Source organism: Gammaproteobacteria bacterium (genome assembly GCA_016705365.1).
GTDB lineage: Bacteria > Pseudomonadota > Gammaproteobacteria > Pseudomonadales > UBA5518 > UBA5518.
This window is the reverse complement of sequence record JADIYI010000008.1, coordinates 168,772-192,882: the sequence shown is the minus strand read 5'-3', so window position 1 is coordinate 192,882 and position 24,111 is coordinate 168,772. Positions and strand designations below refer to the sequence as shown.

The 24,111-nt window shown below is 61.3% G+C and carries 21 protein-coding genes and 1 pseudogene; 13 read left to right on the top strand and 9 right to left on the bottom strand.

Translation table 11 applies throughout. The features are described from left to right. Nucleotides 1-159 precede the first annotated feature (159 nt). A complete protein-coding gene (locus IPF49_08305; GenBank protein MBK6287612.1) occupies nt 160-2,199 on the bottom strand; it encodes a dehydrogenase in 2,040 nt (679 codons plus the stop codon). Between the two features lie 165 nt (nt 2,200-2,364). On the opposite strand from IPF49_08305, the gene IPF49_08300 reads away from it, so the two are divergent. Beyond that, nucleotides 2,365-3,219 (top strand): SDR family NAD(P)-dependent oxidoreductase, encoded by an 855-nt coding sequence (locus IPF49_08300; GenBank protein MBK6287611.1) that lies wholly within the window; start codon nt 2,365-2,367, stop codon nt 3,217-3,219. A 234-nt stretch (nt 3,220-3,453) separates the two neighbouring features. Here the strand turns inward: IPF49_08300 and IPF49_08295 are convergent, their stop codons facing one another. Both IPF49_08295 and IPF49_08290 read right to left on the bottom strand, forming a co-directional pair. Beyond that, a complete protein-coding gene (locus tag IPF49_08295) occupies nt 3,454-3,753 on the bottom strand; it encodes an SDR family oxidoreductase (GenBank protein MBK6287610.1) in 300 nt (99 codons plus the stop codon). Further along, nucleotides 3,720-4,253, bottom strand: a complete 534-nt coding sequence (locus IPF49_08290; protein MBK6287609.1) for an SDR family NAD(P)-dependent oxidoreductase — start codon at nt 4,251-4,253, stop codon at nt 3,720-3,722. The genes IPF49_08295 and IPF49_08290 overlap by 34 nt, the downstream gene beginning before the upstream one ends. 374 nt (nt 4,254-4,627) lie before the next feature. Here IPF49_08290 and IPF49_08285 point away from each other — a divergent pair, with 374 nt between their 5' ends. Further along, complete coding sequence (locus IPF49_08285) at nt 4,628-6,364, top strand: thiamine pyrophosphate-binding protein (GenBank protein ID MBK6287608.1); 1,737 nt, start codon at nt 4,628-4,630, stop codon at nt 6,362-6,364. Between the two features lie 19 nt (nt 6,365-6,383). Here the strand turns inward: IPF49_08285 and IPF49_08280 are convergent. Both IPF49_08280 and IPF49_08275 read right to left on the bottom strand, forming a co-directional pair. Next, nucleotides 6,384-6,517 (bottom strand): annotated as a pseudogene (locus IPF49_08280) (ATP-binding protein). Between the two features lie 203 nt (nt 6,518-6,720). Beyond that, nucleotides 6,721-7,467 carry an EthD domain-containing protein gene (locus tag IPF49_08275; protein MBK6287607.1) on the bottom strand — a complete coding sequence of 249 codons (747 nt, stop codon included), beginning with the start codon at nt 7,465-7,467 and terminating at the stop codon, nt 6,721-6,723. Between the two features lie 415 nt (nt 7,468-7,882). Here IPF49_08275 and IPF49_08270 point away from each other — a divergent pair, with 415 nt between their 5' ends. The 5 genes from IPF49_08270 (at nt 7,883) to IPF49_08250 (ending at nt 13,063) form a co-directional block, all read left to right on the top strand. Further along, entirely contained in the window at nt 7,883-8,188 is a 306-nt protein-coding gene (locus IPF49_08270) for a ferredoxin (protein ID MBK6287606.1), read from the top strand. A gap of 3 nt (nt 8,189-8,191) precedes the next feature. Then, nucleotides 8,192-9,157 carry a ferritin-like domain-containing protein gene (locus tag IPF49_08265; protein MBK6287605.1) on the top strand — a complete coding sequence of 322 codons (966 nt, stop codon included), beginning with the start codon at nt 8,192-8,194 and terminating at the stop codon, nt 9,155-9,157. A 306-nt stretch (nt 9,158-9,463) separates the two neighbouring features. Next, complete coding sequence (locus IPF49_08260) at nt 9,464-11,173, top strand: FAD-binding protein (protein MBK6287604.1); 1,710 nt, start codon at nt 9,464-9,466, stop codon at nt 11,171-11,173. 615 nt (nt 11,174-11,788) lie between these two features. Further along, nucleotides 11,789-12,094, top strand: coding sequence for a ferredoxin (locus IPF49_08255; GenBank protein ID MBK6287603.1), 306 nt, complete (start codon nt 11,789-11,791; stop codon nt 12,092-12,094). Nucleotides 12,095-12,109: 15 nt separating this feature from the next. Next, on the top strand, nt 12,110-13,063 hold the full coding sequence (locus IPF49_08250; GenBank protein ID MBK6287602.1) for a ferritin-like domain-containing protein: 954 nt from the start codon (nt 12,110-12,112) through the stop codon (nt 13,061-13,063). 160 nt (nt 13,064-13,223) lie between these two features. On the opposite strand, the gene IPF49_08245 is transcribed toward IPF49_08250, so the two are convergent. After that, nucleotides 13,224-13,388 (bottom strand): hypothetical protein, encoded by a 165-nt coding sequence (locus tag IPF49_08245; GenBank protein ID MBK6287601.1) that lies wholly within the window; start codon nt 13,386-13,388, stop codon nt 13,224-13,226. Nucleotides 13,389-13,543: 155 nt separating this feature from the next. Here IPF49_08245 and IPF49_08240 point away from each other — a divergent pair, with 155 nt between their 5' ends. The 6 genes from IPF49_08240 (at nt 13,544) to IPF49_08215 (ending at nt 18,563) form a co-directional block, all read left to right on the top strand. Beyond that, nucleotides 13,544-13,990: a cytochrome b/b6 domain-containing protein gene (locus IPF49_08240; GenBank protein MBK6287600.1), complete on the top strand. Its 447-nt coding sequence runs from the start codon at nt 13,544-13,546 to the stop codon at nt 13,988-13,990. Between the two features lie 234 nt (nt 13,991-14,224). Then, a complete protein-coding gene (locus IPF49_08235) occupies nt 14,225-14,833 on the top strand; it encodes a TetR/AcrR family transcriptional regulator (protein ID MBK6287599.1) in 609 nt (202 codons plus the stop codon). Continuing rightward, the gene (locus IPF49_08230; protein ID MBK6287598.1) at nt 14,830-15,981 is read left to right on the top strand and encodes an efflux RND transporter periplasmic adaptor subunit; all 1,152 of its coding nucleotides are present in this window, start codon (nt 14,830-14,832) and stop codon (nt 15,979-15,981) included. Before IPF49_08235 ends, IPF49_08230 begins: the two co-directional genes overlap by 4 nt. Further along, nucleotides 15,978-17,180, top strand: a complete 1,203-nt coding sequence (locus IPF49_08225) for an ABC transporter permease (GenBank protein ID MBK6287597.1) — start codon at nt 15,978-15,980, stop codon at nt 17,178-17,180. The genes IPF49_08230 and IPF49_08225 overlap by 4 nt, the downstream gene beginning before the upstream one ends. Nucleotides 17,181-17,184: 4 nt before the next feature. Then, a complete protein-coding gene (locus IPF49_08220) occupies nt 17,185-17,895 on the top strand; it encodes an ABC transporter ATP-binding protein (GenBank protein MBK6287596.1) in 711 nt (236 codons plus the stop codon). 263 nt (nt 17,896-18,158) lie between these two features. After that, nucleotides 18,159-18,563 carry a nuclear transport factor 2 family protein gene (locus tag IPF49_08215; protein MBK6287595.1) on the top strand — a complete coding sequence of 135 codons (405 nt, stop codon included), beginning with the start codon at nt 18,159-18,161 and terminating at the stop codon, nt 18,561-18,563. Nucleotides 18,564-18,694: 131 nt separating this feature from the next. Here the strand turns inward: IPF49_08215 and IPF49_08210 are convergent, their stop codons facing one another. From IPF49_08210 to IPF49_08200, 3 genes are all read right to left on the bottom strand, one after another. Next, nucleotides 18,695-19,924, bottom strand: a complete 1,230-nt coding sequence (locus IPF49_08210; protein MBK6287594.1) for a hypothetical protein — start codon at nt 19,922-19,924, stop codon at nt 18,695-18,697. A 50-nt stretch (nt 19,925-19,974) separates the two neighbouring features. Then, nucleotides 19,975-23,367, bottom strand: a complete 3,393-nt coding sequence (locus tag IPF49_08205) for an ATP-dependent exonuclease SbcCD, C subunit-like protein (protein MBK6287593.1) — start codon at nt 23,365-23,367, stop codon at nt 19,975-19,977. A gap of 65 nt (nt 23,368-23,432) precedes the next feature. Then, a complete protein-coding gene (locus IPF49_08200; GenBank protein MBK6287592.1) occupies nt 23,433-24,098 on the bottom strand; it encodes a DUF4194 domain-containing protein in 666 nt (221 codons plus the stop codon). Nucleotides 24,099-24,111: the final 13 nt, after the last annotated feature.

Below are 24,111 nucleotides of genomic sequence, written 5' to 3'. Positions count from 1 at the left end.
CCACCGCCGGCAAAAATGTGCGAAAAGAATTGACACTACCCTTGATAGTCCGAGACGCGAACTTCCTGCACAGGTGTTTTTTTGTAAAAACGCGTATCTCTTTGCATGAATACTCAGGCGAAGGGCGCGCTGGCCCTGTGCTGTCAATACCGCCAAGAGTCAAAGCTTGAGTTGCTGTCTTACCGCGCTAATCACCCGCTCCGCATTGGGATAGAGCGCCAACTCCATCTCCGGAGCAAAGGGGATCTGGGTATCGGGGGTGGTAATGCGCACCGGCGCCGTTTTCAGGCTCTCGAATGCATGCTCCATTACCAGCGTGCAAATCTCGGAAGCCGCACTGCAGGTCTTGTGGGCAGGATCGATAACAACCAGATTGCCGGTCTTGGTAACCGAGTTCACGATGGTGTCGATATCCAGTGGCACCAGGGTGCGTGGATCCACCACCTCGGCGGAAACCCCCAGCTTGGCCAGAGCTTCAGCCGCCTGCAGCGCTACCCGTACTCCGCCTGAGATTCCGACCAAGGTCACATCGGTGCCGCGACGTTTGATATCGGCCACTCCCAGCGGAACAACATAGTCCTCGGTTGGCACATGCTCACTCGTCATCCAGACCTGGGCATCTTCAAAACACAGCACCGGGTTATCATCCCGGATCGCGGCCTTCAACAGGCCTTTGGCATCGAAGGGTGACGAAGGCGCGATGATTTTCAGACCGGGAACATTCATGAACATCGGATAGGGACGGTCCGAATGATGTGCGCCGATCGCCATGCCATACATCATCGAGGCGCGGTAGGTCACCGGCAGCGTGGCCTGGCCACCGAACATGTAGCGGCTCTTGGCGGCCTGATTGACAAGCTGGTCCATGGCCACATAGAGAAAACTGGCGATGGTCATATCCACCACGGGACGCATGCCGGTCATCGCCGCACCGATGGCCGCGCCACTGAAGCCGACCTCCGACAGCGGGGTATCGAATACCCGCTGCTTGCTGAACTCGGCAGCAAAGCGGGTGCCGCCCCATAAATTGGAGCGCACATCCTCACCAAACACGATCACCGAGGGGTCGCGGTCGAGTTCCTCGTGCTGGGCCTCGTTGATCGCCGTCAGATAGATGATCTCGCGTTTTACCTCCGGTTCCGGGCGATCGACAGTGAAGGTGCGGATGACATTGCCCGCAACCGGTGTTTCACAGTACAGATCGTCGAAGGCGTCGGCAGCTGCCGGCCGTGGACTGTTATGGCCGAACGCGATGGCAGCGGCGATTTCAGCGCGCACCCCGTCAATGATCTGCTGCGACTGCTCGGCGCCAATGACTCCATTTTCGATCAAGAACTGCGGGAAGTTCTTCACCGGATCACGATGTTGCATCCACTCGTTAACCTCTTCTTCGCTGCGATAGGGATCGGCGATGAAGAGCATCTCGGCATGCTCACGAAAACGGTAAGTCTTGCACTCGACAAAGGTCGGGCCTTCACCGGCACGGGCGCGTTCGCAGGCTGCATGCACGGCTTCATAAACCGCGATCGGGTCCTGGCCGTCGACAATCACCCCCGGCACATTGTAGCCAGCGGCGCGCTCGGCCATATTGTGCAGATTGCACACCTCGCTGGTGGGGGTGGTCACCCCGTAAAGATTGTTTTCACAGACATAGACCACCGGCAGTTTCCAGGCTGCGGCCATATTGAGCGACTCGTGAAAGGCCCCCATGGCAGTGGTGGCATCGCCGAAGAAGGCCAGCGTCACTTCGTCGCTGGCCCCGCGCAGCTTGGAGCTAAGCCCGGCACCCGCGGCCATGGGAAGATTGCCGCCAACAATACCGGACTCGCCGAGACTCCCGACAGAAAAATCAGCCAGATGCAAAGAACCGCCCTTGGCCTTGCAGACACCGGTGGTGCGAGCCATCAACTCGGCCATCAGCTGGTTGAGGCGGCCGCCCTTGGCGATGGGATGGCCGTGGGAACGATGACTGCCGGTCATATAGCTGTTGTCACCGCTGGCCATGCAGGCACCGACGAGGGTGGCTTCGTGACCAATGCACAGGTGAGTGCCACCGGGGACTTCAGCCTTTTTTTTCAGATCAATAATCGCTTCTTCGAAGTAACGGATACGCAGTATGCGCTTCATCATTTCCATCAATGTTTCATTGCTGTGATTCACAGGTTTTGCTCCCACGCAGACAGGCCCACCGTCAATCATCAGAATATTCCATCCGAGTGCGTTTCATCCCCATAAATTTTATCCACAATTGCTGGCTCGCGTGCCGATGGCATCGACGAATTCGCCGTGGGATACTGTGCCTCCTCCGGCGCTGCGCTTCGTTTTGGAGCGCCCGGTTCCATTTTCGACGGAGACCCGATCATCATGCAGGAGTTCAGCAACAAGATAGCCGTCGTGACCGGCGCCTCGAGTGGCATCGGCCGCGCGCTGGCACTGGAGTCCGCACGCCAGGGGATGCGGGTCGTGATCGCGGACGTGGACGAAGCGGGTCTCGACGAGACGGCGCGCCTGCTCGAAGACCTCGGCAGCCCGGCGCTTTGCGTACCCACGGACGTCACCCGGCCCGAGTCCGTCGATGCTTTGGCCGATGCGGCCTACGAGCGTTTCGGGGCTGTCCACCTGCTGTGCAACAATGCGGGCGTCATCGTCGGGGGAGCGTCGTGGGAAATCCCGATCGAGGATTACCAATGGATACTCGGCGTCAACACGTTCGGTGTCGTTCACGGAGTGAAGAGCTTCGTGCCGCGCATGCTCGCCCAGGATTGCGCGGGCCACATCGTCAACACGGCCTCGATGGCGGCCGTGACCTCGCTCCCGTTTACGGCGGCTTATCACATGAGCAAGCACGCCGTGCTGGCGCTGAGTGAGTGCCTCTACCACGAACTCACGCAGACGCAGACCAAGCTTCGCGTCTCGGTCCTGTGCCCGGAACTGATCAACACCGGGATCCACCGTTCCGAGCGCAGCCGCCCCGCTCACCTGGCTCTTCAGGACCCCGACGCCAGGCAGTCGGCCTCCGCCGCGCTCGTGATGCAGGCGCTCAGTGAGGGAATGCAGCGAGGACTCGCTCCCGAGGTGATGGCTGATCGCGTGTTTGCGGCCGTGCGCGACGAGCGTTTCTACATCCTCAGCGAGGAGAGCTGGCGCGACATCTGCAACACGCGCCTTGAAGACATCCGTCTCGGCCGCAACCCGACTTTCTGTGTCCCCGCGACCTGAGCTGCGAGAGCGACAGGCTGGAGCAACCGCGATGGTGAAAGACCCGCCGCAGGCTGCTGAGCGGCATGCTTGCGGCCTCGAGACACGCGCGGTGAAAGCTCGAGCCCCTGCAACCCGATATCGCACCAAGCCGAATGGATTCACGACCGCCTTCGCGTCCGGACGTTAAGTTATTGCTTGAATAACTGCAGCAGCACCGATTGCGGTTTTTGCCCTGATCGAGGCGCGCATTGTTTACCAGGCAGTAAAACCGCCATCCATCACCAGGTCATGTCCGGTCGTGAAACTGGCGGCATCGGATGCCAGATAGATCACGCCACCGACCATTTCCTCTGCCCTGCCCTGACGCTGCATCGGTGTCAGGCCATTTTCCTGCTCCAGCAATTCCGGGTAGTCGAGAATAAATGCGGTGGTGGAGGTGGTGATGAAACCCGGACTGATCGAGTTTACCCGTATATTGTGTTGAGCCCACTCCACCGCCAACGCCTTGGTGAGTTGTTTTACCCCGGCCTTGGCTGCACAGTAGCCAGCCATCCCCACACCCATGGGCAGCAATTCATAGGGGATATTGGGCACTGCGGTAGCCGCTGACGAAGCGGTATTGATGATGCGTCCACCACCTTGGGAATCATCAATTTGGCCTGCTCGTGACAACAATAAAACACGGACAGCAGATCCAGCTCAACCACCTGACGGAATAACTGCGGGGCGCCGTCATCGGCGCTTTTCGCGCCGCCGACACCACCACCGGCATTGTTATGGGCAATGTCCAGCCGACCAAATCGTTCATATACGGCCTTTACCGTCGCGCCCACCTGGGAGTGATCAGTCACATTGCAGTGCAGGTAAAAAGCCTCCCGGCCCAACTCGCGAATGTCCGCGGCAACCTGTTCACCCAATTCATCCTGGATATCAATCACCGCCACATCGGCACCGGCTTTGGCCAGTCCCAGCGCACAGGCTTTGCCCAGCCCTGCGGCGGCACCGGTGACCATGGCTTTCTTGCCGTTCAAATCGAATGGTTTGTAGCTCATTACACTCACCTTCAGCATTCATTGGTCGTCAATTCACTGCGGCATCCAGCGGTTCGGCAGTTATTCCGGTGAATCATGTTCCGGTAACCCAAACACCAGAAAAACAATCGTCTCCAGGCCACCGGCGCTGATACTGCCACCATGGCCGGAACTAATAAACAACATCCCATCAGCCACTATCGCTCCACCCGCATCCCAAATGCCGCCTTGCCAGGCTGTTGATGTCCTGGTCGTCCGGCACGCGGAACAGACCCCGCTCTCGAATGACGGCGTGATTGCGGTCGACGATTACCCGTTTGCAATGAAACCGCTGGATTCCCGGTCGCTGTGGTAGCGTTGAGGTTTCACGACAGCGACCGGGGACACCGATCATGATGACTGCCGCAAACCATCGTCCGGACGGCGGAGAACTGTTGGCGCGCACCCTCGCCGAGGCGGGCGTGGAGCATATTTTCGCCCTGCACGGCGGGCATCTCGAATCATTCTGGCAGGGTTGCCTGAGGCACGGGTTGCAGCTCACGGATTTCCGCCATGAGGCATCCGCCGGCCACGCCGCCGATGCCTATGCGCGTACCACCGGCCGTCTCGGCGTGTGCGCGATCACCTCGGGTCCGGGCTTCACGAATGCGATCACCGCGATCGCCAACGCGTTTCTCGACGGCATCCCGGCGCTGTTCATCGTCGGTTCGCCGCCCTTGCGTGACGTCGAGACGAACCCGCTGCAGGGCGGGATCGACCAGATCGCCATGGTCACGCCGAGCGTGAAGTGGGCGCACCGGGTGACGCACACCGAACGCATTCCCGAACTCACCGCGCAGGCGGTCCGCACCTGCCTGAACGGGCGCCCCGGGCCCGTGCTGCTCGAAATCCCGATCGACGTGCTGCACATTCCCGTCGACGAAAGCCTGGTGCACCCGCCGACGGGGCTCGGGGTCCGCACCACCCCGGCGCCGGCACCGCGGGACGTGGCCGCGATCATCGCGATGCTGCGTGCGGCCGAGCGTCCAGCTCTGTTCGTCGGCAATGGCATCCGCCTCGCCGCAGCCGAGGCCGAGCTGCTGCGCTTCGCCGAGGCGAGCGGCATTCCGGTCTTCTGCGGCGGTCATGGTTATGGCGCTCTGCCGTATGACCATCCCCTGTACGGCAAGGATCTCGCGCTGCTGTCGCTGCTTGGCATGATGGGGCAGCCGGGAGTGGACGCACTGCTGGTGGTCGGGGCGCGTTTCGGCCTGTTCACCGGCGGACGCCATGGTACGCCGGTCGCGCCCGGTGTTCCGGTCGCGCAGATCGATCTGCACGCACCCGAGTTCGGACGTCTGCGCGAGGTGCGCATACCGGTGCTCGCCGATGCGCGCGAGGCCTTGCACGCGCTTGCCGACGCGGCCGTCGGCATCGACTGGCCGGACCGCTCGACATGGGCAGCGACCGCCACCGGACTCAAGCACCTCGCCGGTTCGCTCTACGGTGCGCCCGATCCCGCGGCGACGCCGGTACACCCATACCACGCGGTGGCTGCGATCGCCGCTGCCGCGCCGCCGGAGACGATCTACGTGGTCGACGGCGGCGAGGCGTCGGCGTGGAGCCACATGGTGCTGCGCGCCAGCGCATCGTGGCAGTTGATCGGAGCCGGTTATCACGGCTGCCTCGGCGTGGGGCCGGGAATGGCGATCGGCGCCGCGATCGCGCACCCCGACAAGCGGGTGCTGCAGATCACCGGCGACGGCGCGATCGGCTTTCACATCCAGGAATTCGAGACGATGGCGCGCCACGGTCTGCCGGTGGTCACGGTGATCCTGAACAACCGGCTCTGGGGCATGTCGGCGCATGGGCAGGATCTGGTGTACGGGCGTGAGCAGCGCGTGATCTGCTCGCTGCCGGACACACCGTACGAAACCGTCGCGGCCGCGTTCGGCTGTCATGCCGAGCGGGTCGAACGCCTCGCCGAGCTGGCCCCGGCGCTGCGTCGTGCACTCGACTCGGGCCGGCCCGCGTGCATCAACGTGCTGATCGACCCGGACGAGATGCACCCGAGCATGCCGGCGATGGTCGGCGCCGACAATCCGGCGGAGAACGAGATCATGATCCCGTATTACGACAACATCCGCCTCTGAGGCGTCACGGTTTCGATCCGACTATGGATACCACGCAGGCGGCGTTGGGGAATACCTCGCCCATTCGCCAAATGGCCGGTTTGCGGTCACAACGGTTGGCTTGAGTTCGTAGCGGCGGTTGACGGTGTTGAACAGCAAATCCGCGTGTCGGTTGCCGTTGGTGGCGCGGAAACTGCCGAAGTCCTGGGGCTCGGTGTGGAAGGGCACCCCGGCTGCCAGCAGCCGCTGGTACTCCGCGTCGATGCGGTCGACATTGAAACACAGGTGGGTCAGGCCCAGCTCATGCACTTCGCGCGGTCCATATCGCGTACCGACAGCGCCACATGGTGGAGAGCGTGGATCACCGGCGATGCCGCTTAACGGGTCTGCTCATCGGCAATGATCACCGCGGGCGGCGCGCTCATCAGGAAATGCACGGTGCTGGTATTCAGCATGTACTGCACATCGGGCACCACCATGCTCGCCTGCTCCGGCTCCTCGAGGGAGGCGACAAACGTATCCAGAGACTCGAACCACTGTTCCGTGACGCCGTCGTAGGTGCGCTCCGGCGCCATCGCGTAGTCCTCGTCCAGGCGTGGATTCTGATCGTAGGCCAGGATGTCCTTGTTCAGGGACGGCACGTTCTGAAACAGGCCGCCGTGGTTCTCGTGCCAGTGCTTGCGGAAGGTTGCGCGGTCGAGCCGGGGGTTGCGCTGGAAGATCGACAGCAGTTTGGCCTGGGCACGAGCGCGACCGCCGGGCTTGTCGACGATGACCTGTTCGGGCCCGGCGATCAGCCAGCAGGTGGCGGCGGTGTCCAGCAGGGTGCGTTCGTCGGGCGTCACCTGCGCCTTGTACAGCGAGTCGGTGACCATGGCATGAAAATCCTCCAGGCGGTCGTACCACAGCACGGTCACGCCGTCGAAGCCGGCATCCGCGACCTCACTGCCGCGCCGCGCCCGGTCATAGTCGGCGGGCAGGCGGGGGTTCTGTTCGTAGCGACGGATATGTCGGCGCAGCGGCGTATCCGCAAACAGCGGCGCGTGGACCTCGCGCCAATGGCGGTGGAATTGCTCGGCGCTGAGCGCGGGATTGCGTTTCAGAAAGCAGATTGCTTTTATCATGACGGAGGGGTCTCGCAGCTCAGGTGTACCCGGAGTCTAAGTTGCGCGGTGTGCCCTGTCACGGTCCAGTTTCAGCCGGAATACGCAATCTGCGAACGCGAGAGCAATATCTCACGCAGCTGCCCGGCAGCCGCTGCTACACCGATCTTTTCGCCCAACGCAAGCGCCTCGGCTTTGTACTCGTTGGAGTATCGATTGCGCGACGCGCCGCCTTTTCTTCTTTGCCACACTTGTCATGATTCACCTCTGCTGTGGAGCTTATGCCTACCATTTCACTGCGGCGCAATCGCAAATCCTTCGGGAGAAATTACGTTTGCGTCATCCTCAACGATTTGGTTTGACGTCACAGTTGGTGCGGCATATAAGTTCAAACAAGATCGGATGCGCCGCACACCGCACTCGGAGATTTCTTCAGATGCTGCATCACTTCGAAGTCGTTGACGAAGACTGCATCGGCTGCGGGCTGTGCCTGGAACGCGCTCCAGGGAACATCGAGATTCCCGACGGCAGTGACACCGCCCGTGTGTTCAAACAGCCAGAGACTCCCGCGGAAATGGAAGCGTGTCTCGAGGCTTCCGACTACTGTCCCCTGGGTGGACTCCGCCCAGGCACACCCGATCTCTCGCCCGCCGATTCCTCGGCGGGCGACACTCGCGCCCCGTCCATACCGGCTGGAGACGCCACGCCGGGTGAGCTTATCCCAACCAACTTGGAGATCTAGACCATGAGTTTTGAAACGATCGATGCCACCGTCCAGGTACTCTGGCGCTACGACTACGAATCGAACATCAAGCCACTGCGTGATCTATACGAGGTAGCCAAGAAAGAGCAGTGGAACGCGGCCACTGACATTCCCTGGGAGATCAAGACCGATCCGGCTGCGGTCGGAGACATGAGCGCTCCGAATGCCGAACCCTTCGACTTCGTGAAGGCGCTCTCGAAGGAGAACCAGATTGAACTCGCCAAACGGAAGTCGGCCCATCTGCTGTCCACTTTTCTGCACGGCGAGCAGGGTGCGATGATGATCTGCGGACAGCTCGTAGAGGTCGTGCCGGACATGGACGCCAAGCTCTACGCTTCCACCCAGGTGATTGACGAGGCCCGTCACGTCGAGGTTTTCCACCGATACATCCAACGCCTGGACCGTGTCTATCCGATCATGCACGGGCTCAAGGCGCTACTCAACGCCGTGCTCCAGGCGGATCTCTGGCAGATGAAATGCGTTGGCATGCAGATCATCGCGGAGAGCATCGCGATGGGTAGTTTCAAGACCATGGCGAAGCTCACCCACGATGAGGTCTTCCGCAGGGTGGTCGAGCTCACCGCACAGGACGAGGCGCGGCACGTGTCCTACGGGCTGATCTACATGAAAGACGAGATCCCGAAGATGAACGAGCGTGATCGTGATCGTCTGGAGGATTTTGCCTGGACGGCGATGACACTCCTCGCGACGACTCCGCAGCTGCGCGAGGGCCAGAAGGAGGTCGACCCGATGGCAGTGATCTACGAGGGTCTCGGAATCGACATGGTGAAGGCGCAGTCCGAAATGCTCTCGAAGATGAGTGAACCGGAATTCGTCAAGGCGCAGCCCAATCCCTTCCGTGACTATGCCTATCCGCAACTTCAGCGAATCGGCCTGATCACCGACCGCACCTTGTCGAAGTATCAAGCGGTGGGCTTGGCAGCCTGACCCGGCCGATCTTTGGCGCTGGAGAGGCAGCCATTTCCTGGCTCGCCTCTCCATCGAGCGCCACGTGCCGGGCGAGATTTCATTGCCGTGGGAGACTCCTGCTCTGATGGGGAGCTTCGAATTCGTCCTCTCCCGCAGTGGCAGAGGAGCGGCTGCCGTTTCCCGGTCGTGGTGCTCGACTCGCGCAGCGGCTGACTGCGCGCACTGTAATTCCCCGGTAATGAAGCGCCAGCTCATTCGAGGCATCGCGGCCTTATACTCCAGCGCGCCGGCGGTGCGCGCCGGTGTGCGCGGAGCATGCGAACAATGAAGTGGGACGAAGAAGTTGACTGGCTGGTCGTCGGTTCCGGAGCAGCCGGGATGACGTCTGCCCTGCGTGCGGCCGATCTCGGCGTCCGCACACTGGTGATCGAGAAATCGACTTGCTTCGGCGGTTCCACCGCGATGTCCGGTGGCGCGATCTGGGTGCCCGCGAACCCGGGAATGGCGGCGCTCGGAATCCGTGATTCGCGTGACGAGGGCTTGCGATACCTCGAACACATTGTCGCCGGTCGCGTGCCCGGCCCACGCCTTGCGGCCTATGTCGACGCCGCGCCGCGGATGGTCGAGTATCTTGCCGCGCGCAGTCACGTGGCATTCGAACCGGTACCGACCTACTCCGACTACTACGCCGAGGCGCCGGGTGGAAAACCCGGAGCGCGAACCATCGAACCCCCCGAGTTCGAAGCGATGCAGCTGGGAGCCGAGCGCACGCGCCAGCGTCTGGGTTTCGAACACAGCCGCCCGCTGCCGTTCATGAGCATCAAGGCATCCGACGTCCCCGCGTTGCTGCTCGGCGGGCCGCAGCGCTTGGCGCTGGTCGCCCGGCGTGCCGCCGCTTACTACCTCAACCTGAGTGCACGGCTCGCCGGCGCCGGCAATACCTGTTACACGCTCGGAGCCTCGTTGGTCGCAAGGCTGCGTCTGTCGCTGGTTGATCGCGATGTACCCTTGTGGCTGGATTCCCCATTGCATGAACTGGTGCTCGAGGACGGGCGGGTCACTGGAGCGGTGGTTGGACACGACGGACGCAGCGTGCGCGTGCGGGTCGTGCGCGGCGTGCTGCTCGCGGCGGGCGGGTTCGAGAAGAATGCCGCGATGCGCCAGCGTTATCAGGAGATGCCGATCGGAGCCGATTGGGCGGCCGGGTGTCCGGACAACGAGGGTGACGCGATCCGTATCGCCGAGGAAGCGGGTGCGGCACTGGACCTGATGGACCAGGCGTGGTGGTGCCCGGTGTTCAAGGTTCCGGGTGATCCCAATCCGCGTGTGATCGTGATGGAAAAAGGCATGCCGGGGTCGATGCTGGTCGATCGCGCGGGTCGGCGCTTCGTCAATGAATCGTCGTCGTACAACGATTTCGTAAAAGGGATGTACGCTGCGCACCGCAGCGGCACCCCGGCAATCCCGGCGCAGCTGGTGTTCGATGCGACGTTCCGCCGTCGCTACCCGGTGGGCCCGGTGCGCCCCGGTTCGATCCAGCCCGATGCTGCGTTGCCGGCATCGATTCGTGATGGCTTCCTGGTGCGCGCCGAATCGCTGGCGGAACTCGCGCGCGCGATCGACGTCGATCCCGCGGGACTCGCGGCGAGTGTCGCGCGCTTCAACGGTTTCGCGCGCAGCGGTCGCGACCAGGACTTCGGACGTGGTGAGACAATCTCGGACCGCTACTACAGCGATCCGCAGGTAACTCCGAACCCCTGTCTTGCACCGATCGAGAAGCCGCCGTTCTATGCGGTGAAGGTCTATCCGGGCGATCTGGGAACCAAGGGTGGCGTGGTGACGGATCCGCAGGGGCGCGCACTCGATACCGCCGGGCGACCTATCCCCGGACTGTATGCGGCCGGCAACTGTTCGGCGTCGATGATGGGTGAAACCTATCCCGGTGCCGGAGGGACGATCGGTCCGGCGATGGTGTTCGGTTTCCTGGCGGCGGAGCACGCCTGTGACGGCGCGCGCCACCCGGGCGCGACTTGAGGTAAACCTGAGCTCCAGAAAAGCCTTCGGCTTTCGAACCTTCCACACCATGGAAATCGCCTTGCATCATGCGTGCGGCGTTCTATCCGAGCCGAAATTTACCCATGGATTCTGCTGACGAGGCCAAGCTTTTCACCGAACAGCAGCGATCGATCAAACTCATTGCTTGTTGGCGGTAAATCGATCGTATCCTGTCGCGCGCTCGCACCGGTCGAGTTCGTCGCCATGGATGGCATCGGGTACTGGGCGACCGTGATTTGACAGATCCAGACGGACTTTCGTCGTGCGACGGATTCAACAAGACGCACCGGAAATTCAGCTTCCCCGTGCCCCGATACGATTCGCACATGTGCGATCGGGCTGGGACAATCCACGCAAGCACAACCGACTCATCGCCATGCGCGCCGCCAATCCACTGACAGGGTCGGGTATCCGGATTTGCGTTTTCATAATGCGAAAAAAAATTACGTTTGCTTCATGTTTTGCGCTTCCATGATGCGAAAACAATTACGTTTGCGTCATGCGCATCGATTTGGTTTGACGTCATAGTTGGTGCGGCATATAAGTTCAAACAAGATCGGATGCGCCGCACACCGCACTCGGAGATTTCTTCAGATGCTGCATCACTTCGAAGTTGTTGACGAAGACTGCATCGGCTGCGGGCTGTGCCTGGAACGCGCTCCAGGGAACATCGAGATTCCCGACGGCAGTGACACCGCCCGTGTGTTCAAACAGCCAGAGACTCCCGCGGAAATGGAAGCGTGTCTCGAGGCTTCCGACTACTGTCCCCTGGGTGGACTCCGCCCGGGCACACCGGATCTCTCGCCCGCCGATTCCTCGGCGGGCGACACTCGCGCCCCGTCCATGCCGGCTGGAGACTCCACGCCGGGTGAGTTCATCCCAACCAACCTGGAGATCTAGAACATGAGTTTTGAAATGATCGATACCGCTGTCCAAGTACTCTGGCGCTACGACTACGAATCGAACATCAAGCCACTGCGTGATCTATATGAGGTAGCCAAGAAAGAGCAGTGGAACGCGGCCACTGACATTCCCTGGGAGATAAAGACCGATCCGGCTGCGGTCGGAGACATGAGCGCTCCGAATGCCGAACCCTTCGACTTCGTGAAGGCACTCTCGAAGGAGAACCAGATTGAACTCGCCAAACGGAAGTCGGCCCACCTGCTGTCCAATTTCCTGCACGGCGAGCAGGGTGCGATGATGATCTGCGGACAGCTCGTAGAGGTCGTGCCGGACATGGACGCCAAGCTCTACGCTTCCACCCAGGTGATTGACGAGGCCCGTCACGTCGAGGTTTTCCACCGATACATCCAACGCCTGGACCGTGTCTATCCGATCATGCACGGGCTCAAGGCGCTACTCAACGCCGTGCTCCAGGCGGATCTCTGGCAGATGAAATGCGTTGGCATGCAAGTCATCGCGGAGAGCATCGCGATGGGTGGGTTCAAGACCATGGCGAAGCTCACCCACGATGAGGTCTTCCGCAGGGTGGTCGAGCTCACCGCACAGGACGAGGCGCGGCACGTGTCCTACGGGCTGATCTACATGAAAGACGAGATCCCGAAGATGAACGAGCGTGATCGCGATCGTCTGGAGGATTTTGCCTGGACGGCGATGACACTCCTCGCGACGACTCCGCAGCTGCGCGAGGGCCAGAAGGGGGTCGATCCGATGGCAGTGATCTACGAGGGTCTCGGAATCGACATGGCGAAGGCGGAGTCCGAAATGCTCTCGAAGATGAGTGAACCGGAATTCGTCAAGGCGCAGCCCAATCCCTTCCGTGACTATGCCTATCCGCAACTTCAGCGAATCGGCCTGATCACCGACCGCACCTTGTCGAAGTATCAAGCGGTGGGCTTGGCAGCCTGACCCGGCCGATCTTTGGCGCTGGAGAGGCAGCCATTTCCTGGCTCGCCTCTCCATCGAGCGCCACGTGCCGGGCGAGGTTTCATCGCCGTGGGAGACCACCGTTGAGGTGTTGTCTCTTGATCATGGATTGTCACCCGCAAGCTTGCTCATTTGATAAGCATCAAGCCCGCGCCTGTAAGTAATACCATCCGTGCCATATTGTGTCCCACCCGGGACGTCCGGTTGGCTTGGTATCGGTAAATCCGGCCTGCTTCGTGACTACCAGACGGGTCCAGCGGATCAATGGTGTGCGCAGATGACGCCGACCGGAATTTCTTCCGGTCATCGTCCGCCGTAGTCGAGCGGATTATGGATCGATTTCGTATTAAACTTTGCAGCGGGTCAATCCGGACCCCGTAACTTCATCAAAGCTCCGAGTGTCTGACCCGAGAATCACAGCCCATGTTTTCAAGCAAATCATCCCAGTACACGCTTGCCCAGGTGCTGCACTGGATCGCCGGTGTGCTCATCGCCTTCAATCTCATGTCGGGATGGCGGATCGCAACCTTCGAACTGGATGTCAGACAGATACTCATGTCGATCCATTCGGGCGTCGGGCTCACGATACTCACCCTGATGCTCATCCGCTGGTGGTGGCGCAAGAAGAACAAGCTCTACACGCCGTCAAACTGGTGGAAGCGCCCGCCGATCGTGCTGCAGTGGATCTTCTATCCCTTGTTGCTGGTACAACCCGCGCTCGGTTTTTTTGTGGCGATGTATAACGACTATGACGTCAAGGCCTTCGGGTTTCTGGATATTTCCGCACTTGGGGAAAGTAACCCGGCATTGCGGTCGCTGTTCTTCGACCTGCATACCTGGATGGCCGTCCTGCTTATCGTCCTCGTTCTGCTGCACGGCGCCGACCGGCTGAAAAAGCTGTTCACCTGAACACAGGATTCGTCATCGACACCGATACCGACAGACGCAACATTCCCGTTGATGGACGCCTTCTGATTGCGTGCTTGACGTCAGCCACTTGAGGTATCCATCAGCGATGGTAGCCCTCGGGTCAGGAGACGGGAACGTCCATTTCTTTATTTCGCATCGTGGAGCTCAGATTGTATATTTCTTCCCCTCGCTATAAGATAGTAATCAATTACTATCTTATAGCGAGGGGTAATCATGCAAACCCACCCAAAGCATCTTCCGGCCGATGAACGTCGTGCCGTGACCGTCGAGTCCGTCGTGGAGCTTGCTGGTTCACAAAACCCCGGTGAGATAACCACAGCGGCCATCGCCAAGCACATGAACCTGACCCAAGGGGCGCTGTTTCGGCACTTCCCGAACAAGGAAGCCATTTGGAAGGCGGTCATGGAGTGGGTGGCGGAGCGCCTGCTGGCCCGAATTGATCGGTCCGCACAAGGAATCGAGTCGCCCTTGGCCGCGATGGAGGCGATGTTCATGAGTCATATCGAATTCGTGGCCGAGCACCCTGGCGTGCCCAGGATGATGTTCAGCGAGCTCCAGCGTGGCGAATCGACGCCGGCCAAGCGCATGGTGCAGACCTTGATCCAGCGCTACGGCCAACGCTTGCATGGTCTCATCGAGAAAGGCAAGGCAAGCGGTGAGTTGTCTCCCTCGCTGGACAACGAGGCGGCGGTGACGCTGTTCATCGGCACTATTCAAGGGCTGGTCATGCAGTCGCTCCTGGCCGGAGACGTAGAGCGCATACGCCACGATGCGCCACGGGTCTTTGCAATTTATCGGCGCGGTATCGGGAGTGCGCAATGAAAAGGCTGCCCCTGCAAGGTCGCACCCTGGCGCTGTTGGCCGTCATGGTCCCGTTGCTGGGACTGTTCGTCTACGTTGGTCTTCGCTCCGGTCCGCTGGCCCCGGTCGCCGTCACGGTCGTGACCGTGGAATCGCGCGCAGTCACGCCGGCGCTGTTCGGCATCGGCACCGTGGAAGCCCGCTACACCTACAAGATCGGGCCGACCTTTGCCGGGCGCGTCAAACGCCTGGAGGTGCATGTGGGTGATCGAGTCAAGGCCGGACAGGTACTTGGCGAGATGGATCCGGTCGATCTGGATGATCGGGTGCGCTCGCAGGAATTTGCATTCAAGAGTGCGCAAGCCGCTCTGCGCGAGGCGCAAGCCCGGCAAGACTATGCGCAAACCCAGGCACGCCGCTATGAGCAGTTGTTTGTGGTGCGATCGATCAGCGAGGAAGCCCTTGCCACGAAGCGACAGGAGCTGCAGATCGCCGATGCCGCACTATCCGCAGCCGGGGAGGATCTCGCACGTGCCCGTGCCGATCGCGAAGGACTGGTAGCACAGCGAAGCAACCTGCGCCTGATCGCGCCGGTCGATGGCGTGGTCACTGTGCGCGATGCCGATCCCGGCACGACCATCGTCGCCGGCCAGGCCGCGGTGGAGATCATCGACCCCGGCAGCCTGTGGATCAACGTGCGTTTTGACCAGATCAGCGCAGCGGGGCTGGCTGTGGACCTGCCGGCTCATATCGTCCTGCGCTCGAGTGGTGGCCAAATGCTGCAAGGCCGCGTGCTGCGGGTGGAACCCAAGGCCGATGCGGTGACCGAGGAAACGCTGGCCAAAGTGCTCTTCGATGCCATCCCGCAGCGGCTGCCGCCGGTGGGTGAACTGGCCGAAGTCACGGTTGACTTGGCGGTGCTCCCGGCTGCTCCGCTGATCCCCAACGCCGCCGTCCGGCGCGAGGGCGACAAAATCGGTGTCTGGCAAATCGTGAAGGGGGATCTGCGTTTCTCCCCGGTCAAGCTCGGTGCTTCCGATCTCAATGGTCATGTGCAGGTGCGCGAAGGGCTCGGCAATGGGGACCAGGTTGTGGCCTATAGCGAAAAGGCACTGACCGCGAAGAGCCGCATCCACGTGGTTGACCGTATTCCGGGAACCTCACGATGATCAGCTTGGCGGGCCGCGACATTCTCCATGCTTGGGGAAAGTTCATCTTCACCGGCATCGGACTGGGCTTGCTGATCGGCGTCACCCTGGTCATGGCCGGGGTCTACCGCGGCATGGTGGATGACGGTAAAGCCTTGCTCGACAACAGTGGCGCCGACCTCTGGGTGGTGCAGAGAGACACGCTGGGTCCTTATGCGGAGTCGTCCAGTCTCAACGATGACCTGTATCGCGCCATCCTCGCCATGCCGGGAGTCGCCCAGGCGGCGAACGTGACCTACCTGACCATGCAGGTACGCAAGGGCGAGAACGATGTCCGCACCATGGTGGTCGGTATCGCGCCAGGCCGCCTGGGGGCCACACCCGGATGGCCTCCTTATCTCGTTGCCGGACGTCAGATCACGCGCGGTCATTACGAGGCGGTGGCCGATATCGCCACCGGCTTCAAGCTCGGTGACGTGCTGAAAATCCGCCGCAATCAACACACCGTTGTGGGGCTGACCCGGCGCATGGTGTCGTCCAGCGGCGACCCGATGGTATTCATTCCGCTCAAGGATGCCCAAGGGGCCCAGTTCCTCAAGGACAACGACGCCATCTGGCAAAGCCGGCGTCGCACCGAAGCCAACCCGGCTTTCAATCGACCCGGTGTTCCCGGGTTGCTGGATGCCGTGATTGCCTCACAGAGCACCAACGCGTTCGTCAATGCCGTGCTGGTCACGCTAAAGCCTGGCCATGCGCCGGACGAGGTGGCCGAATCGATCCGGCGCTGGAAGCGTTTGACTGTGTATACCCGGGTCCAGATGGAAGGCATCCTGGTCGGCAAGCTCATCGCTACCTCGGCCAAGCAGATCGGCATGTTCCTGGTGATTCTGGCCGTCGTCAGTGCGGCTATCGTGGCCTTCATCATCTATTCGTTGACGATGGACAAGATTCGCGAGATCGCGGTACTGAAGCTCATCGGTACACGTAACCGGACCATCGCCGCGATGATCATGCAGCAGGCACTCGCGCTGGGCGTGATTGGTTTCGTGGTCGGCAAGATCACGGCCACTTTCTCGGCGCCCCTGTTTCCCAAGTACGTGTTGCTGATGCCGTTCGACACCATCGTCGGCTTTTTTGCTGTACTCATGATCTGCGTACTGGCCAGCATCGTCGCCATTCGCATGGCGCTCAAGGTCGATCCGGCCGAAGCCATTGGATAGTGAAATGGGTACAAAAGGCATCCGTATCGAGAATCTGAGCAAGCGCTTTGGCAAAGGCGACACCGCTTTTTTCGCCTTGAAAGACGTGAATATGCGGGTGACGCCCGGGGAAGTGGTTGGCCTGATCGGCCCGTCCGGATCGGGGAAGAGCACCCTGCTCAAATGCCTGGGCGCAGTGATCGATCCCACGGCCGGGCGCATGATTCTCGACGACTCGGTGATCTACGACGATGGCTGGAAGGTGCGCGATCTGCGCGCCTTGCGCCGTGACAAGATCGGCTTCGTGTTCCAGGCGCCCTACCTGATTCCGTTTCTCGATGTGACCGACAACGTTGCACTGCTGCCGATGCTGGCCGGCGTGCGCAACGACGAGGCGCGAGAGCGTGCGCTGGAACTGCTCACCTCGCTGGACGTGCAGCACCGTGCTCAAGCCATGCCCTCGCAGTTGTCAGGCGGCGAGCAGCAGCGCGTGGCCATCGCCCGTGGCCTGGTCAACCGGCCGCCGGTGATTCTGGCCGACGAGCCCACTGCGCCGCTGGATTCCGAGCGCGCCATGGCGGTGATCCGCATCCTCAATGACATGGCATGCAAGTTCGAGACGGCCATCATCGTCGTCACGCATGACGAAAAGATCATCCCGACTTTCAAGCGCATCTACCACATCCGCGACGGCGTGACCCATGAGGAAGCCGGCGAAGGGCGGGCATTCGATTGAAAGAACGATTGAATTGCAGGCAAGGACGACGCGACACCGTGCGTTTGCGCCAACAAGCCGTTGGCGTTCGTGCACAAGATCATTCATCGTCTCGAGCGCGCGCCGCTTGCACCGTGATATTGCTTGCAAGCCCGGGGTCAGTCGGGCGGAGACTGGCGTCCCGATCCGATCCGATCCGATCCGATTGCGTATTCCGGCCTATCGTGTGCGTGAACGCCGGATTGGTAGAATTCTGTATGCCGGTTCAATTGAGGAGGTGGGATATGGCTGAAACACCGGTCGAGCGGGCCTTCGCGCGTCATGTCACCGCGGTCGAGAGCAAGGATCGTGAAGCATTCCTCGCGAACTTTTCCGATGACGCCATTATCGAGGATCCGGTGGGTCCATCGCCGCTCGATCCTTCGGGCAGGGGCCATCGCGGGCGAGCGGCGATCGGAGCGTTCTGGGACGCCATGATCGGTCCAGGTTCGGTTCGCTTCGTGATCGAGCGCGCCTACGTCTGCGGTGCCGAGATCGCGAATGTCGGGGCGGTCCACAACAGGCTTGCCGGGTCGGACCGAGAGATCGCGGCGCACGGTGTTTTCGTCTATCGGGTTGACGGTGAAGGCAGGATCGCGTCGCTCAAGGCCTACTGGGATTACGACAAGACGATGCGCGACGCAGATTGAGAGAGTGATGCCCGATGTGTGGACATTGCTGCGGTCGCTCTCGCCCCGGTCCGGGTTGTGAGCCAGCGATGAGCCGCGCGCACCGTGCTGGCGAATCTCGAAAGGACTGAACCTGGTCTTTTCATGGTCTCTTATGACGACGAGCTTGGATTGGCGTCGCTGTTCCCGTGAAGAAGTTGTTCAAGGCGGTTGCCAAGCCATTGGAAGCCGATGTGTTCCTGCTCCAGCCGCAGTCGCGCGCGCATGCGGTTGTCGCGCAGATCGTCGTAGAGGCCTCGCTCTTCTGGTGTCAACCGGTGCAAGTCCGCTGACAGGGGCTTGTCTTCGTACCCCCAGACGGAGGCATGTGCATCGAGGGTGCTCCTGTCCATCAGGAACGAATCCACGTGCCCAAAGTAGCCGCGTAATTGGTCCAGGATGCCGAAGCCATGGGTGTCGATATCGCCCCAGTAATGGATTGAGCAGTGCTGCAACCAACGACTGCGTGCCAGTGCCTCCCAGCCGTAACCCGCGCCAAAAACAACGATGGCATCACGAACCTTCGGGAAAGCCAGGAAGTTGGTCTCGTTCTCGGTGATGAATACGCGCTTCACCGCGAGTTCCAGACGGCTGAAGCTGTCGGCATCCAGGCTCAGGTCGGGGCATGCCGAACCAGGCACGACCTGAATTGCCGGATCGAGCATCCGCAAGCGAATGCGCGCAGGCTTTTCGAGAAAGCCGTAACGGGCGGCAAACTGGCTGATACCGGTTTTGGTGATGTCCACAGCGTCAACGGGAAGCGCCAAGTCGAGCAACTCGGTCAGCACACTGCGATGCGCTTCGATGAATTTGCTGTGTACGCCCGGCAAGTCCACCTGACGCAGGTAGATGCCCGGGCGAGGATGCTCGACAAGCCAGGCCACCACGTCCAGCAATCGGGGCCATTCGGCGGACAGTTCCAGCGCCCGCAGGGGGCGCTTTTCCAGCCAGGGCAGCAAGACGGGGCGTTTTTGCCGGGTCATGGAGACCTGAGCTGAAAAGCGATCCCACTCCCGGCGCTTGCCCAGCCAGGTCAACGCATCCTCCATGGTCTCGATCCAGGCGCTTACGGGCAGTTTTTGTGTCCCCTGGACGCGGTGGCGAACCTCCTGCCATTCGAGACTCACCAAAGCCATGGCTGCCAGTTCCGCGGCCCACGCGCGAACGGCATCAAAACGATCCGTGATATCGGCTGAACCCGGGCATTTGAGTGTCAGGCGCAGGGGAAATCGCGTATTGCCCGTCACTGTATCTCTCAGGAGTTCACCGCGCTCCCACAGTCGCAGTAGTTGCGCCTTCAACTCCTTCGGGCCGCTCCAGGTGACCGACGCCGTCCGTGGCACCGGCCCTGCGGGCGCTCCGTGTGCGTCCGGATTCGTGCGCGACGCATTTGTCACTGTGCCAGCTCCTGCGTGGCGGGCAGTGCCATCGTCGCTTTTTGTTCCCGGTATTCCTCGATCGACAGGTTGCGCAGCTTGGACGCCCGTCCGCCCTCGTTGTGCACGAAACCCACGCTGGAGACAAATGGCTCGATGATGTGGATCTTCTGCAGGGGAGTGACGATCAGCAGCTGCAGGCTGAGTTGGCGGAACAGCTTCAGGCCGTACTGGGCGGATTCATCCGACCCGCGACCAAAGGCCTCGTCGATCACCACGAAGCGGAAAGAGCGCGAGCGCACCGCGCCCCATTCCAGTCCGAACTGGTATGCCAGGCTGGCGGCCAGGATGGTATAGGCCAGCTTCTCCTTCTGTCCGCCCGATTTACCACCGGAGTCCGAGTAGTGCTCGAATTCGCTGTTGTCTTCCCGCCATCGCTCGCTGGCGGCGAACAGGAACCAGTTGCGCACATCCGTGACTTTGGCGGTCCAGCGGCGATCCTGTTCGGACAGACCTTCGCGCCCCCGGAAGCGGTCAATGATGGCCTTGACCTGCAGGAACTTCGCCTCGGAATACTGGGCATCGTCCGACCCGGTTACAGCGCCTTCGGTACAGGCGCGCAACTCCTGCTGGAAGTCGCGGATCTCGGCATCCGGGCTGGTCTGCGACTCCAGCACGATGTAGCGCCCGGGGTTGTAGTCGATCTCGCCAAGCGACTTGTTGATGTGCGCGATCCGCTCCCTGATCGTTTCGCGCTCGCGGGCCAGCTGGGCATTGAAGTTGGCGATTTCGTTGATCGTGTTGACGTTGAGCAGCTCCTTGAACCGCGCGACAAAGCGTGGCAGGTCATCGCGGTTCAATTGCGTCAGCAGGTTTGCGTACTCAAAGGCGGCCTCGAGGCTGGCATCCATCTCGGCTGTCTCGAGCTTGAACGCCTCTTTGAACGAAGCCATGGCCTTGATGATTTTCTCGGCCAGATTACGAATTTTCCGATCTTCCGCATCGATTCGGGCCTGCAGCCAGGCACGCACGTCCTGCTCGCGGTTGTCGCAGGATTCCACGCTCAATTGATGCTCGCCCAGCGCCTCGGCCCGCATGGATTCGAGCTTTGTCTCCAGGGCATCATCGATGACAGCGCCTTGAAGCAATGTCGCGGTTTGTTCACGGAGCTCCTGAGCGTCCGAGCGGCGCTGTTCCACCTTGGCCCGCTTTTCACGTGCAATTTGCAGTCCGGTCCCGGTTTCCTTCTGTGCCCTTTGCAACTCGCGCAGGTTTTCGTTCAACTGCTTGAGGACATCCGAGGCCGATTCCAGCCGACCGCGCTCATCGCTCAGGTGCGCGATCTCGGTGGCGATGCTGGCCCAATCCAGTTCGTCGAACGCCGTGAACTCCTCAAGGCGAGTCAACGCATCGAGACGGCTCGCGAGTTTGTTGCGCTCTTGCTGGATTTCACCGATCGTGCTGCCGACATCAGCCAGCCGCGTTTCGAGCTGCTGGCGCTTGTTTTCCAGCGCCGCGATCTTGGCGCTGTTGCTCCAGCCCAGCACATAGCGGCTTCGGTCATCGATGCGGTGGCGGTCGTCTTTTTCGTGGCGCCCGCTCGGGTCCTTGATCTGACCTGCACGGGTGATGGCGCGTGTCTCACGGCGGAACTGCTCCTGCGTGGCGCAGCAAGCCACGTCGAAACGGTGGGCAAGCTCGCGCTCCAGCCAATCGTAATGGGCGGAGTCAGGCTTGACGGCCAACTTGCGGACGAGGGAATCGCGGTGCAGATCAGGCAGCTCCGCGGCCTTGCGTTGTCGCACCTGGAAGTACACCAGGCGGCCGCGCAGATGGGCGCTGTCCACCCATTCGGCCACGGCATTGTAGTGCGCATCGGGTACCAGCAGCGACAACCCGAAGCCATGCAACAAGCGTTCGGCGGCACCTTCCCATTCGCCCTCATCGTCGCGGACCTGGATCAACTCGCCGGCGAATGGCATATCATCCACGTTCAGACCCAGCGCCGCACACAGCGCCGCGCGAATCCGGATCTGCTGGTCATCGATGTTGCTGCGTCGGCGCTTGAGGCTGTCGATCTCGGCGCTCAGCTGTTCGTGTTCCTGCCGGCCCTGACGCAAGGTCACGCCGTGCTCGGTGAGCGCGTTCTGCAGATCGGCATCGTGCCCGAGCGCTTGTTCGCGCCAGGTTTGATATTTGCCACGCTGCGCGGCGAAGGTGGGGACATCGGTCGCTACTGGTTCGTCCAGAACAGTTGCCAATTCCCGGTAGCGCCCGGCCTTGGTCTTGCGCGTATCACGCTGTTGTTCTTTCCTGCGAATCTCGGCGGCAAGACGCTCCAGGCGGTCGCCACCGTTGTCATTGATGGCCTGCTTGAGTTCATCGAGCTGGTGGCCTTGCTCCTCGTGAGCAGTGTCCAATTTTTGTGCCAGGGCATCCACGCGTTCCCATTCTTCAGCCAGCAATCCCAGTCGCTTGTCGATCAGGCCGAGCTTTAGGCCCGCAAAATGGGTCCGCAGGCTCTCCCGGCACATGCGTAAACGGTCGACCTCGGCCACCAGCGCACCATGACGCTCACAGTCGGCGGTCAACGGGGTGAGCAATTCAACCTGTTGCTGGGTTTTCAGCACCGCCTGATGGGCACGATTGAGATCGTCGAAGTGGCCAATCAAGGCCTGAATGCGCGGGCTGACCTCGAAGGGTTCCAGCATATGACTGCGTACGAAGTCGGTCAGGTTGCCCACCGATTTCATCGACACCGTCTGGTGAAACAACTCCAGCGCCTGATCGTTCTCGATGCCAAAGCGCCGGCGGAACCAGGCGGAATAGGGCGGAAAGCTGTCATGCAGCTCGGCCCCCGACCCGCGCAGTTTCTTGCGCAGCTGGGCAATATCCGAACCGAAATGGGCGAAGTCAGAGGCGATTGACAGCTCGCGCTCCGCGCCCAGGAAGAACCGCGCCGGCTGCCCCTGCGCTTCCTTCATCCAGAATACCTGGGCCAGCGTCACGGTCTGGTCATAGCCCGCGTTGTGGAACACGCCCAGGATCACGGAGTAATTGTTCTGGTCGCGCAGCGCTACCGGTTTTGCCGCGCCGGTGACTTCGTTGCGCTCCGACTTGTAGTGCCCAAGCACGTAGGAGCGCAGGCTGCGCTCCCTGCTGTCCGCGCCCGCAGCCCTGTTGTAGGCGACCCGGTTGGCGGGCACCAGCAGGGTGGTGATCGCATCCACCAGGGTGGATTTGCCGGAGCCGATATCGCCCGTGAGCAGACCGTTCCGGCCATCCAGTTGCAGTGTCCACACGCGGCCGTCGAAGGTTCCCCAGTTGAATACCTCCAGACGGCTCAGGCGAAAGCCTGACAGCGTGTCATCGGCACCGAAGTCCAGGCCAAGTGATTGCGGATCAAGCATGGCGCAGCTCCTTGTGCGCCACTCTGCGGCCAGCTTGCGGTTGCCCAAATCGTCGTTGCTGCCGCTCAATCATTGGCGGCCCCTTCCCTGGTATTTGTTACGCCGGCCAATTGTGACTGGTAATCGGCCAGGCGCGTATCGAACTCGGCCAGCCATTGGGCATCGACAAAGGACTTCAGGATGCGCCGCACATCGTAGCTTGCCGGGCCAGCCGAAACACCGCCGGCAGGCTTGAGTTTCTGCAGAAACCCCAACTCGGCCACCTTGTTGATCGTGGTCTCGATCTGGTCGATCAGCTTCGCTTCATTCGGACCGTCGGGCAGAAAAACCCGCACCAGTTCGACGATGTCATCACGACCCAGTACCAGCCGGGTATCGCCACCACCGGCATCAAACTCGGCCAGCTTCTTGCGCAACAGGGCCAGCAGCAGACTGACCGGAAATGACAAGGGCCTGCGCGCCACCAACCGCGGCAGGCGGGGCGATGAACCCGCGTCGGTCGGTTCCGGGCGACTCTTCAGAAAGGCGTAGCCTTCCGCCTCATCCAGCACCAGGTCGAGATTCAGTACCGCCACGTAATCGCGCACCCGAGCTTGCAGATTCAGCAGCGCGGCCCATTGGCGTTCGTCGCCATCACGGTAGAGCACGCTTTTGAGCAAGCTGATGAGCAGCACCGACAAGTCCGCGGCGGGAGCCGGAGTTGGCGGTGTGTTCGAGAGTTCTTCTTCCATCCCTTGCCTCGGC